At 75.4% G+C, this 13,122-nt stretch carries 6 protein-coding genes; 4 read left to right on the forward strand and 2 right to left on the reverse strand.

Going from position 1 to position 13,122, the window contains the following annotated elements:
* Positions 1 to 53: 53 nt before the first annotated feature.
* From BX285_RS27385 to BX285_RS27400, 4 genes are all read left to right on the forward strand, one after another.
* The gene (locus BX285_RS27385) at positions 54 to 7,628 is read left to right on the forward strand and encodes a non-ribosomal peptide synthetase (RefSeq protein WP_121178544.1); all 7,575 of its coding nucleotides are present in this window, start codon (positions 54 to 56) and stop codon (positions 7,626 to 7,628) included.
* Positions 7,621 to 7,806, forward strand: a complete 186-nt coding sequence (locus tag BX285_RS27390) for an MbtH family protein (RefSeq protein WP_097235454.1) — start codon at positions 7,621 to 7,623, stop codon at positions 7,804 to 7,806. The genes BX285_RS27385 and BX285_RS27390 overlap by 8 nt, the downstream gene beginning before the upstream one ends.
* A gap of 56 nt (positions 7,807 to 7,862) precedes the next feature.
* Entirely contained in the window at positions 7,863 to 9,221 is a 1,359-nt protein-coding gene (locus tag BX285_RS27395; RefSeq protein WP_398901556.1) for a DHA2 family efflux MFS transporter permease subunit, read from the forward strand.
* A gap of 108 nt (positions 9,222 to 9,329) precedes the next feature.
* A complete protein-coding gene (locus BX285_RS27400; RefSeq protein WP_398901558.1) occupies positions 9,330 to 9,581 on the forward strand; it encodes a Uma2 family endonuclease in 252 nt (83 codons plus the stop codon).
* An 82-nt stretch (positions 9,582 to 9,663) separates the two neighbouring features.
* On the opposite strand, the gene fes is transcribed toward BX285_RS27400, so the two are convergent.
* Positions 9,664 to 10,788: an enterochelin esterase gene (gene fes / locus BX285_RS27405; protein ID WP_398901264.1), complete on the reverse strand. Its 1,125-nt coding sequence runs from the start codon at positions 10,786 to 10,788 to the stop codon at positions 9,664 to 9,666.
* Between the two features lie 19 nt (positions 10,789 to 10,807).
* Positions 10,808 to 13,015 (reverse strand): Fe(3+)-hydroxamate ABC transporter permease FhuB, encoded by a 2,208-nt coding sequence (gene fhuB, locus BX285_RS27410; protein WP_121178548.1) that lies wholly within the window; start codon positions 13,013 to 13,015, stop codon positions 10,808 to 10,810.
* Positions 13,016 to 13,122 lie beyond the last annotated feature (107 nt).

Consider the following 13,122-nt stretch of genomic DNA (forward strand, 5'->3'; position numbering starts at 1 on the left):
GATTAGGCTAACCTAAGTAAGACATTCCGGATCCCTGAGGAGCTTTCCGAACCATGCCCCCCGCCGAGATCCAGACTGGCGACACCCACACCGCCGCCACCCGGACCGTCGACACCCAGGCCGTCGACACCCAGGCCGCCGAGACCCGGGCCGTCGACGTTCCGATGCTCGCCGCCCAGGCCGCCATCTGGTACGCCCAGGCGCTCGACCCCGCCAGCCCGGTCTACAACACCGGCGACGCCGTCGAGATCACCGGTCCGCTCGACGAGGACCGGTTCGAGCGGGCACTGCGGCAGGCGGTGGAGGAGGCGGAGGTGCTGAGCGCCGTCGTCGTCACCGACCCCGACGGCACACCCCGTCAGCGGCTGACCCCGGGCCGCCCGTGGCCGCTGCACCGACTCGACCTGCGAGCCGAAGCCGCCCCCGCGGAGGCCGCCCCCGTCGAGGAGTCCCCCGCGACCGGCCCGGAGGCCGCCGCCGAGGCCTGGATGCGCGCCGACCTCGCCCGCCCCGTCGACCTCGCCGAGGGCCCGCTGTTCACCCACGCGCTCATCCGGCTCGCCGACGACCGGCGGCTCTGGTACCGGCGGATCCACCATCTCGCCGTCGACGCCTACGCCTTGACCCTCCTCGGTGAGCGGGTCGCCGAGCTCTACCGCGCGCACACCACCGGTACCGAGCCCGCCCCGACCCCGTTCGCGCGCCTCGCCGACGCCGTCGCCGAGGAGGCCGCGTACCTCGATGGCGAGGACTACCCGGCCGACCGCGCCCACTGGTCCGCCCGGATGGCCGACACCGACACCGACACCGACACCGAAGCCGGCGCCGAGGCCCCCGCCACCCTCCCGGGGACGCCCGCCGGAGACGGCGGTACGGCCCCGCTGCGCCTGACCGCCGACCTCCCCGCCGGCACCCGGGACCGCCTGGAGCGCGCCGCCGCCGACGCCCGCGCCACCTGGGCCGAACTGCTCCTCGCCGCCACCGCCGGTTACCTGCACCGCCTGTCCGGCAGCCAGGACGTCATCCTCGGCCTGCCGCTGGCCAACCGCCGCGGGCCGGCCGCCCTGCGCACCCCCGTCGCCACCGCCAACGTGCTCCCGCTGCGCCTGGCCGTCCGCCCCGCCGACAGCGCCGAGGCCCTGCTGCGCCAGGTGGTCCGCGAGCTGCGCGCCGTCCGCCGCCACCAGCGCTACCCGCTGGAGGACCTGCGCCGGGACCTCGGCCGCACCGGCGACCGGCGCGCCCTGTTCGGCCCGATGGTCAACATCAAGGCCTTCGAAGGCGACCTCGACCTGGCCGGACTGCCCGGAACCGTCCGTAACCTCGCCGCCGGCCCGGTGGACGACCTCGCCCTGAACGTCTCGCCCGGCCCGGACGGTGCCCTGCGCCTGGTGATCGACGCCGACCCGGCCCGCCACGGCGCCGCCTCCCTGGCCGCCCACCGCGACGGCCTGCTGCGCTACCTCGACGCCCTCGCCGAGCTGCTGCGCACCGCCCCGCAGACCCCGATCGCCCGGATCGACCTGCTCGACGCGGACGGTCTGCGCCGGGCCACCGCCGGCCGCACCGAACCCCCGGTCGAGCGCACCGTGCCCGAGCTGTTCGCCGCCCAGGCCGCCCGCACCCCCGACGCCGTCGCCGTCCGCTGCGGCGCGACCGCCCTGACGTACGCGCACCTCGATGCCGCCGCCGACCGGCTCGCCCACCGCCTGGCCGACCTCGGCGTCCGGGACGGTGCCCCCGTCGCGATCGCCCTGCCGCGCGGCGCGGACACGCTCGTCGCGATGCTCGCCGTCCTCAAGTCCGGTGGCGCCTGCGTCTCCCTGGACCTCACCCACCCCCGGCAGCGCCTGGCCGCCGTCCTGGCCGACGCCCGCCCGGTCTGCGCGATCGGCACCGCCGAGGCCCTGGCCGAGCTCGACCTGCCCGCCGGCCTGCCCACCGTGCAGCCGCACGGGTCCGACGGCGCTCACGACGGCGCTCACGACGGCGCTCACGACGACGACCACGACGACGACCACGACGACGACCAGGACGGTACTCGCCACGGCGACCAGAGCGGCCGGCCCGTACGCGCCCTGCCCGCGCCACAACTCCACCACGCCGCCTACGTGTTGCACACCTCCGGGTCCACCGGACGCCCCAAGGGCGTGGTGGTCACCCACGCCTCGCTCGCCAACCTGCACGCCGGCCTCGCCGAGGACCACATCACCCCCGCCGTACGCCGCACCGGCCGCGAGCGCCTGCGCGTCGCCCACAGCGCCTCGTTCGCCTTCGACGCCTCCTGGGATCCGGTGCTCTGGATGGTCCACGGCCACGAGCTCCACCTGCTGGACGACGCTACCTACCGCGACCCGGCCGCCCTGGCTGCCCACCTCGACCGCGAGCGCATCGACTACCTCGACGTCACCCCCTCCTACCTCGAAGTCCTCATCGCCGAAGGGATCCTGGACGAGGGCCGGCACCGCCCCTCCGTGCTCGTGGTCGGCGGCGAGGCCACCCCGCCCGCCCTCTGGCAGCGCCTGACCGCCGTCCCCGGCCTGCACCCGGTCGACCTGTACGGCCCGACCGAGACCACCGTGGACGCCTATGCCCGGACCCCCGGCCCGGACGGCGCCCCGGTCGGCCGGGTGGTGCGCGGCTCGCGCGCCTACGTCCTGGACGGTTCGCTGCGCCCCGTCCCCGACGGCGTCACCGGCGAACTGTACGTCGCCGGCGCCTGCCTGGCCCGCGGCTACCTCGGCCGCCCCGACCTCACCGCCGAACGCTTCCTCGCCGACCCCTTCGGCCCGCCCGGCAGCCGGATGTACCGCACCGGCGACCTCGCCCGCCGCCGTCCATGGGGGTTCCCCCGGCCGGAGGCCGGGGGAGGCACCCTGGAGTTTGTCGGCCGGGCCGACGACCAGGTGAAGATCCGCGGCTTCCGGGTCGAGCTCGGCGAGATCGCCGCCGTCCTCACCGAACTGCCCGGCGTCGCCCAGGCCGTGGTGATCGCCCGCTCCGGGCCGCAGGGCAAGCGCCTGCTCGGCTACGCCGTCCCCGCGCCCGGCGCCGCCCCGGACCCGGCCGGGCTGCGTGCCGCGCTCGCCGCCCGGCTGCCCGCGCACATGGTCCCGGCGGCCGTGCTGCTGCTGGACGAACTGCCGCGCACCGCCCACGACAAGCTCGACCACCGTGCCCTGCCCGAGCCCGCTGTGGAGGTCGTGGGCGCCACGGCGGCCACGCCCCAGGAGGAGCTGGTCTGCGGGCTGTTCGCCGACGTCCTCGACCTGCCGCAGGCACCCGGCCGGGACGCCTCCTTCTTCGACCTCGGCGGGCACTCGCTGCTCGCCGGGCGCCTCGCCGCCCGGCTGCGCGAGACCTTCGCCGTGCCGGCCGGGTTCGCCGACGTGTTCCGGCACCCGACCCCGGCCGGGCTCGCCACCCTGCTCGACGGGCGGCGCGACCCCGACCAGACCCACACCGGGCACGCCCACGCCGGCCAGGCCCACGCCGGGCAGATCGACGCCGGGCGGACCGACAGGGGCCGGGCCGACGCCCCGGAACCGTGCCCCGCCCCGGTCCCCGTGCCGCGCACCGAGCGGATGCCGCTGTCGCCCGCCCAGCGGGGCCTCTGGTTCCTGCACCGGCTCGAAGGCCCCAGCCCCACCTACAACATCCCGCTCGCGCTCACCCTCACCGGCCCGCTCGACCGGAACGCGCTCACCCTCGCCCTCGGCGACCTCGTCGCCCGGCACGAGGTCCTGCGCACCGTCTACGGCGAGGAGGCGGACGGCACCCCGTACCAGCGGATCCTGCCCACCGGTCCCGCCACCGCCGTCATCGAACTTCGCGACAGCCAGGAGGACTTGGCCGACGCCGTCCGGTACGCCTTCGACCTGACCGCGGAACCGCCGCTGCGGGCCACCCTGTTCACGAGGGGGCCCGAGCAGCACACCCTGCTCCTCCTGTTGCACCACATCGCCGGAGACGGCGCCTCCACCACCCCGCTGGTCCGCGACCTGGCCGCCGCCTACACCGCCCGGATCGCCGGACAGGCCCCCGAACTCCCGCCGCTCACCGTCCAGTTCGCCGACCACGCCGCCTGGCAGCAGCAGCGCCTCGGCACCGCCGACGCGCCCAGCCCGCTCGCCGTCCGGCAGACGGAGTACTGGCGCAGCACGCTGGCCGCTCTGCCCGACCAGCTGGAACTGCCCACCGACCGCCCCCGCCCGGCCGTTGCGAGCCACCGGGGCGCCACCGTGCCCTTCACCCTCGACGCCGATGCGCACGCCGCCCTCGCCGCCGTCGCCCGGGCCGCCGGCGGCACCGTCTTCATGGCCGTCCAGGCCGGTCTCGCCGCCCTGCTCACCCGGCACGGCTGCGGTACCGACATCCCGATCGGCACCCCGGTGGCCGGGCGCGAGGACGAACAGACCGCCGCACTGGTGGGCTACTTCGTCAACTCCGTCGTCCTGCGCACCGACACGTCCGACGACCCGAGCTTCCGCGACCTGCTCGCCCGGGTCCGTACCACCGTCCTCGGCGCCCACGAGCACGCCGACCTGCCCTTCGACCGCCTGGTCGAGGAGCTCAACCCGGCACGCTCGCTCGCCCGGCACCCGCTGTTCCAGGTGATGCTCGCCTGGCAGAGCCGCCCGGACGAGCGGATCGCGCTCGGCGGCGGCGTCACCGCCGAGATCACCGCCGTCCCCAGCGGCACCGCCAAGTTCGACCTCACCCTCAACGCGGGCGAACGGCCCGACGGCGGCATCGGCGGCTTCCTGGAATACCGCACCGACCTCTTCGACGCCACTACCGTGGCCGCGCTCGGCGAACGCCTGGCCCGACTGCTCACCGCCGCCGCGAGCGCCCCCGACACGCCGATCGGCCTGCTCCCGCTGATCGGCGAGGAGGAGCGGCTGCGCGCCCTGGTCGAGTGGAACGGCGCCCCCGCCCCGGCCGTCTCCACCCCCCGCGCCACCCTGCCCGAACTGTTCGAGGCCGCCGCCGCGGCCAACCCCCGTGCCATCGCCGTCAGTTACCAGGGAAGCCGGCTCGACTACACCGAACTCGGAGCCCGCGCCGACCGGCTGGCCCGCCTGCTGGCCGCCGAGGGCATCGGCCCCGGCAGCATCGTCGCCCTCGCCCTGCCGCGCTCGCTCGAACTCGTCGTCGCGCTCCTGGCAGTGGCCAAGTCCGGCGCCGCCTACCTGCCGCTCGACCCCGACTACCCGGCCGACCGCCTCGCCTACATGCTGGCCGACGCCGACCCGGCCGCCCTGCTCACCGACCGCGCCGCCGCGCCCCGGCTGCCCGCCCACTCGGTGCGCCGGATCCTCGTCGACGGGCCGGAGCCCGAGCAGTACCCGGCCGTCCCGCTGGCCCAGCACGAGCGCACCCGCCCGCTGTGCGCCGAGGACACCGCGTACGTCATCTACACCTCCGGCTCCACCGGCCGCCCCAAGGGCGTGCCCGTCACCCACCGCAACGTGGTCCGGCTGTTCTCCGCCACCGACCACTGGTTCGGCTTCGGCGCCGAGGACGTCTGGACGCTGTTCCACTCCTACGCCTTCGACTTCTCCGTCTGGGAGCTGTGGGGCGCCCTGCTGCACGGCGGCCGGCTGGTCGTCGTCCCGCACCTGGTCAGCCGCGACCCGGCCGCCTTCCTCGACCTGCTCGCCCGCGAACGCGTCACCGTGCTCAACCAGACGCCGTCCGCGTTCTACCAGCTCAGCGCTGCCGACCGGGAGCGCCCCGGCAGCGAACTGGCCCTGCGCTACGTGGTGTTCGGCGGCGAGGCACTGGAGCTCGGCCGGCTCGACGACTGGTACTCCCGGCACGCCGAGGACGCGCCGACCCTGGTCAACATGTACGGCATCACCGAGACCACCGTGCACGTCTCGTACATCGCCCTCGACCGGGCGAGCGCCGCCGCCGGAAGCAGCAGCACCATCGGCGTCAACATCCCCGACCTGCGGGTCTACGTGCTCGACCGCTACCTGCGGCCCGTCCCGCCCGGCGTCACCGGCGAGATGTACGTCGCCGGGGCAGGCCTGGCCCGCGGCTATCTCGGCCGCCCCGACCTGACCTCCACCCGCTTCGTCGCCGACCCGTACGCCGAACTGTTCGGCGAGCGCGGCACCCGGATGTACCGCTCCGGCGACCTCGCCCGCCGCCGCGCCGACGGCGTCCTGGAGTACTTCGGCCGCGCCGACCAGCAGGTCAAGCTGCGCGGTTTCCGCATCGAACTCGGCGAGATCGAAGCCGTGTTGGCGGCTCACCCGGACGTCGCCGACGCCGCCGTCGTCGTGCGCGAGGACGTGCCGGGGGACCAGCGGCTGGTCGCCTACGCGGTGCCCGGCGGCGCGGCGGCCGACGGCGAGGCGCCCGGCAGCACGTCGCCCGGCAGCGCGGTGGCCGACGGTCTGTCGCCCGAGACCCTGCGCAGCCACGCCGCCGCCGAACTGCCCGTCCACATGGTGCCGTCCGCCGTCGTGCTGCTGGACCGCCTCCCGCTGACCGCCAACGGCAAGCTCGACCGCCGCGCCCTCCCCGCCCCCGAGGCGCCCGCCGCGGGCGCCGGGCGACCGCCGCGCACCCCGCGCGAGCAGCAGCTGTGTGAACTGTTCGCCGAGGTGCTGGGCGTGGCCGCGGTCGGGGTCGAGGACGACTTCTTCGCCCTCGGCGGGCACTCGCTGCTGATCGTGCGCCTGGCCGGGCGGATCCGCGAGCTGCTCGGACTGGAGGTCGGCATCGGCACGCTGTTCCAGGCGCCCACGGCGGCCGCCCTCGACTCCGCGCTCACCACGGGGTCACAGGACGCCGATGCCCTGGACGTGCTGCTCCCGCTGCGGCCCGTCGCCCCCGGCCGAGGGCCCCGGCAGCGCCCGCTGTTCGCCGTCCACCCGGCCGGCGGCCTCAGTTGGTGCTACACCGGCCTGATCCGCCACCTGCCCGGCGAGGTCCCGATCTACGGCCTCCAGGCCCAGGGCGTCGGCGCCGCCACCGCCGCCGAACCGCTGCCCGCCACGATGGAGGAGCTGGCCGCGCACTATGCCGACCGGCTGCGCGAGGTCCAGCCCGAGGGCCCGTACCGGCTGCTCGGCTGGTCCACCGGCGGGATCATCGCGCACGCGGTCGCCGTTCGGCTCCAGGAGCTCGACCAGGACGTCGAGTTGCTCGCCATCCTGGACGCCTACCCCGCCGAGGGCTTCCGCGAACTGCCCGTCCCCGACCATGCCGAGGCGCTGGAGGCGCTGCTCACCATGGGCGGCTTCGGCCCCGCCGACCTCGACGGACGGCCGCTCGAACTCGACTCCGTCATCGCGGTGTTGCGCCGCGAGGGCAGCCCGCTCGCCGGCCTCGACGACGCCACCGTGGCGGCGCTCAACCGGATCTACCTCAACACCAACCACCTGGTGCGCGGCTACGACCACCGCCGCTTCGACGGCGACGTGCTGTTCTTCCGCGCCACCGTCGACACCATCGACGACACCCTGGTGCCCGAGCTCTGGACCCCGTACGTGTCCGGCCGGATCACCAACACCGACGTGGCCTGCTCGCACAAGGACATGACCCTGCCCGACCCGATCGCGCACATCGCGAGCGTGATCGCCGACCACCTGGAGACCGCCTCCGATGAGTGACGCCCCTGCCAACCCCTTCGACGCCGACGGCGAGTTCCTCGCACTCGTCAACCCCGAGGGACAGCACTCCCTCTGGCCCGCCTTCGCCGCCGTCCCGGCCGGCTGGAACGTCGCCCACGGCCCGGGTGAGCGAGCGGCCGTCCTGGCGTGGATCACCGCGCACTGGACCGCCCTGTGACCCCTCCCGAGGCCCCGGCGGAGCAGGCCCCCGCCGCGCAGGCCCCGGCGCGCCCCCTGCTCGCGGGGCGCGCCGCGGTGGTCGTCGTCCACACGGCCGCGATGTGCATGAACGGCCTGGACTCGACCATCGTCAACCCCGCGCTGTTCAGGATCGCCGAGGACTTCGGTCGGCCCGTCTCGGCCGCCAACGCCGTGGAGACCGCCTTCCTGGTCGGCCTCGCCCTCGGCCTGCCGGTGGCGGGCTGGCTCGGCGACCGGTACGGCGTGAAGCGGGTCTTCCTCGGCGCGCTGGGCGCCTTCACCCTCGCCTCCGCCCTGTGCGCCGCCGCCCCCGCCCTCGCCCCGCTGGCCGCCGCGCGCGCCGTGCAGGGGGTGGCGGGCGGACTGCTCACCCCGGTCGGGATGACGCTGCTGTTCCGGGCCTTCGCCCCGCACGAGCGGGCGGGCCTGGGCCGGATCCTGATCGTCCCGACCGCGCTGATGCCCGCCCTCGGCCCGCCGCTCGGCGGGTTCCTCACCGAACACCTGTCCTGGCACTGGCTGTTCCTGGTCAACGTGCCGATCGGGGTGGCCGCCGTCGCCCTCGGGCTCTTCGGCCTGCGCGGTGCGCAGGAGCCCTCGGCAGGCCGCTTCGACACCACCGGCTTCCTGCTCGCCACCCCGGGCCTCGGCCTGCTGACCTACGCCCTCGGCTTCGGCCCGGCCCACGGCTGGACCTCCCCGGGCGTGGTCCTCGGCGGGCTGCTCGGCCTGGCCCTGCTGGGCGCCGCCGTCCGGCACCAACTGCGGGCCGCCGAACCGCTGGTGGACCTTCGACTGCTCGCCGACCGGACCTTCGGCGCGGCGAGCCGGCTGGCGCTGCTCACCTCGGCCGGGCTGATGGGCGCCCTGTTCGCCCTCCCGCTACTCTACCAGGCGGCGCTCGGCGCCTCCGCGCTGGACGCCGGGCTGAGCGTCTTCCCCGAGGCGATCGGCCTGATGGCCGCCTCACAGGTGGTGGACCGCCTGCTGCCCCGGCTCGGCCCGCGCCGTCTCGCGCTGCCGGGGCTGCTGCTGGCGGCCCTCGTCCTCGCCGCCCTGGGCTTCGCCGAGAACCCCTGGGCGGTAAGGGTGTTGATGTTCGCCGTCGGCCTGATCCTGGGCACCGCCGTCCTCACCGTCCAGATCGCCGGCTTCTCCGACGTCCCCGGCCCCGCCATGGGCCGCGCGATGGGTCTGTTCACCATCCTGCGCACCCTCGGCGGCGCCCTCGGCATCGCCGCCACCGCCGCCCTCATCGGCGCCCTCCCCGCCGACTCGGGCACCACCCCCTACCGCCTCGCCCTCCTCCTCACCTCCGCCCTGGTCGCCTCCGGCGCCCTCCTCGCCCTCCGCCTCCCGGCCGAGGCGCCGGGCCCGCCCCCGGAGGACTGACGCCGGGGCCGCTCGCGGACCCGACGGCTCCGGCTGCCGTACGGTGGTCGGAGCACTGGAGGAGTCCACACGAACCCTGAGCGCTACCGCCTGCTCGAAGAGGCGCTGATCGCGATCGAGATCGTCTCGCCGTCCAACCCCGAGAACGACTGGACCGGCAAGGTCCGCGACTACCCGCGCATGGGCTTCCCGCTCTACCTGATCGTGGACCCGCGGCAGAAGACCGTGACGTTGTTCTCCGAGCCGAACCGCGACCGCTACCACGCCCGGACGGAGCGGGAGTTCGGCGAGTCCACCCGCATTCCCGCTCCGTTCGGCTTCGAGCTGGACCTGTCCCGGCTCGTCCCCCACCGGGACTGACCGCCGGCCCGTCCGGTCCGCCGCCCGGCCTGCCTCCGAGCGGGCGGCAGGCCGGGCCGGTTTGACTTCGGTCCATTCCGGTCTATTCCGGTCGTTCGGGTGAGCGGTCCGGTCCGAGCAGGTGGGCCAGGCCGTCGGCCAGGCCGCCGCGCCAACAGGCGTAGTCGTGGCCGCCGTTGAACTCGCGGTAGGCGAGGTCGTAGCCGCGGGCCGTGAGCACGTCGCGCAGGTGGCGGTTCTGGGTGAGCAGCATCCACTCCTGCAGGCCGACCTCGACGTAGAAGCGGGCGGCCCGTCGTTCCCCGGTCGCGAACTGCCGGGTCAGCCATTCGCTGCCGGCGTCGGCCTCGGTGCCGTCCGGCCACCAGAAGGAGCCGGACTGGGAGAGGGCGTTGCCGAAGCGATCGGGCCGGTGGAAGGCGGCGTAGGCGGCGGTCAGTCCGCCCGCGCTCTGGCCGGCGATCACGGTGTCGGCCGGGTCGGTGGTGGCGCCGAACTCCGTTGCGGCCCACGGGAGGAGGCGGTCGGCGAGCAGGTCGACGAAGGCCGGGTTGCAGCTGAGGTCGTCCGGCCGGCCGGGGCCCATGGTGTGCACGAGCAGAGTGACGGTGGGCGGGATCGCGCCGTCGGCCGTCAGGTTGTCGAGGGTGTCGCCGACGGACAGCACCTCGCCCCACATCTCGCCGTCGAGCAGTACGGCCACCGAGTGCGGGCCGCCGCGGTGTCCCGCAGGGAGGTGGACGTCGACCCGCCGCCCGGCGACGGTGAGCGACTGTGTCCGGCCGCGCGGCACGTCCTCGCGCCGCCGGACGTACGGCTGTGCGGGCGCCTCGGGCAGGCTGAGCACCGAGGAGGGGTGACGGCCGTCGCGGGCGGGCAGCCGGGGCTCGCGGTCGTACGGGTCGGGGCGGGCGTGGTCGAGGACGCGCAGCCAGTCGGGGCGGGTGGTGCCGGGAGCCTGGCCGCGGAACGGGTACAGCTGGTAGGAGGCGCGGTGGTCGGCGCGCAGCCGGTAGGTGATCGACCAGGCCCCGTCGGATTGGCGGGCCATCAGGTGTGGTGTGAGGTCCCCGGCGTGGCGGTCCTTGTCGGTCACGGTGTGCAGCAGGGCGAGGACTCCGTCGCAGTCCTCGCCGTGGTGGGTGAAGGTGACCAGGCGGTAGGCGGGGTCGTCGGGGTCGGTCGTGACGCGGGGAGGGGTTTCCACAGTGATGGCTCCAAGTGACTTAAGCAGTGCTGCTCTTGCGGCTGAGCAGCACCCAGAGCAGGAAGGGCCCGCCGAGCACGGTGGTGACGATGCCGACGGGGATCTCCACCCCGCCGATCAGTACCCGGCCGAGGGTGTCCGCGAGGACGACGAGCAGGGCGCCGGTCAGGGCCGAGCCGAGGACCGGCACCCGGGCGGGCCCGGCCAGTCGTGCGGCGATCACGGGCGCGGCGAGCGCCACGAAGCCGACCGGCCCGCAGACGCCGACCGCCAGTCCGGCGAGGGCGACCGCCAGCAGCAGGCAGGCGAGCCGGACCCGGCCGGGGTCGACGCCCAGTGCGGCGGCGACGTTGTCGTCGAAGCGCAGCACGGCCAGCCGCCTGGCCGCCATCAGGGCGATCGGCACCAGCACGGCCAGCCCGATCAGGACGGGCGCGGCGATGGCGTAGTCCCGTCCGTTGAGGCTGCCGGAGGTCCAGACGTACAGCGACCCGGCCGAGTTGAGCGAGCGGCGGGCCAGCGCGACCTGGATCACCGCGGAGGCGAGCGCGGACATCGCGAGGCCGACGACCAGCACCCGGTAACCGCGCGCGCCGAGCCCGCCGGAGACGAGGGTGACGACGAGGACGGCGGCGAGCGCGCCGAGCGGCCCGGCCCACCAGGCGCCGAAGGTTCCGGAGGCGGTGGCGGAGATCAGGACGGCGGCGGTGGCGCCGTCGTTGACGCCGAGCAGTTCGGGGGTGGCGAGACGGTTGCGGGCGAGGGTCTGGGTGAGGCAGCCGGCCAGGCCGAGTGCGGCGCCGGCGGCGAGTCCGGCGACGATCCGGCCGAGCCGGAACTTCTGCACCAGCAGCACGTCGAGGCGGTCGCCGTAGCCGAACACGGCCTGGAAGGTGCGGCCCAGGCCGAGTTCGCTCTGCCCGGCGTGCGCGGAGACCACGACGGCGGCGACCAGTGCGGCGCCCAGGCCGAGCGAGGCGAGCAGGGCCCGGCGGGGGAGCAGCAGCGACCAGGCGCCGTTTCGCAGTACCACGTCCGGTTTCGGGGAGGGTGGTTCGACCCGTCGTGCGGGCGGTGCGGCCTCGGCCGGGTCGGCGATGGCGAGGGCGGCGGAGCGCCGGGAGCGGACGATCGCGATCAGTGCGGGGGCGCCGACCAGGGCGACGATCACCGAGACGGGCGCCTCGAAGGGGCGGGCCACCACCCGGGCCAGTACGTCGGCGCCGGTGAGGACGGCGGCGCCGAACAGCCCGGCGAGCAGGGTGAGTCGGCCGACCGTGGGACCGGCGACGGCCCGGGCGAGGAAGCCCGCGAGCAGGCCGAGGAAGGAGATCGGCCCGGCGAGGGCGACCGCGGAGGCGGTGAGCAGGGTGACGGCGACGGCGACCGTCGCCCGGGTGGCGCCGGGCCGGTGGCCGAGGCCGCGGGCGAGGTCGTCGCCGAGTGCGAGGGCGGTGAGCGGCCGGGTGGTGAGCAGGGCGAGCAGGAAGCCGGCGCCGAGGGCGGGGGCGAGTTGGCGCAGCGTCGTCCAGCCCTCCGCTCCGGCGAGCGAGCCGAGCACCCAGACGCGGTACCGGTCGTACGCCTCCGGGGAGTTGACGATCAGGATGCCGGTGAGTCCGCCGAAGGTCGCACCGACCGCGGAGCCGCCGAGGACCAGGCGCATCGGCGAGCCGCCGCCCCGGCTGCCCGCGATCAGCAGCACCAGGGTGCTGGCGAGGACGGCTCCGCCGAAGGCGAAGGCGAGGTAGCCGTAGGAGGTCTGCACGCCGAGTACGGCGATGCCGAGCACGACGCCGAGCGAGGCGCCGGCGTTGACGCCGAGCAGTCCGGTCTCGGCGAGCGGGTTGCGGGTGACGGACTGCAACTGCGCGCCGGCCACGCCGAGTGCGGCGCCGACCAGCAGGGCGGTGAGGGTGCGGGGCAGCCGCAGGTCGCCGACGACGAGGGCGAGGCGGCCGTCGGCGCGGGCGCCGCCGCGGTCGAGCAGGTAGTCCAGGACCCGTCCGGGGCCGACCTCGCCGGCGCCGACCGACAGCGAGAGCGCGGTGAGGGCGAGCAGCAGCGCCACCGTCCCGAAGGCGACCGGCCAGGTACGGCGTCGGGCCTCCTTCCCCGTGGCCTCCGTTCCCGTGGTCTCCGTTCCCGGGCCCTCCTTCCCCGGCGGCGGGGTGTCCGGCGCGGTGGCGGGGGACGCTTCGTGGACGCCCGCTTGCGACAATGTCATAAGGTAAGGCTAACCTAATGGTCGTTCCGTCCTGTCCGGCACCTGCCCGGAACCGCAGCTGCCCGGCTGCCCGGACACTGCTCAACTCCCGTACCACCGCTGCCCGG

Origin of the sequence: Streptomyces sp. 1114.5 (assembly GCF_003635085.1) — a bacterium.
Classification (GTDB): Bacteria; Actinomycetota; Actinomycetes; order Streptomycetales; family Streptomycetaceae; genus Kitasatospora.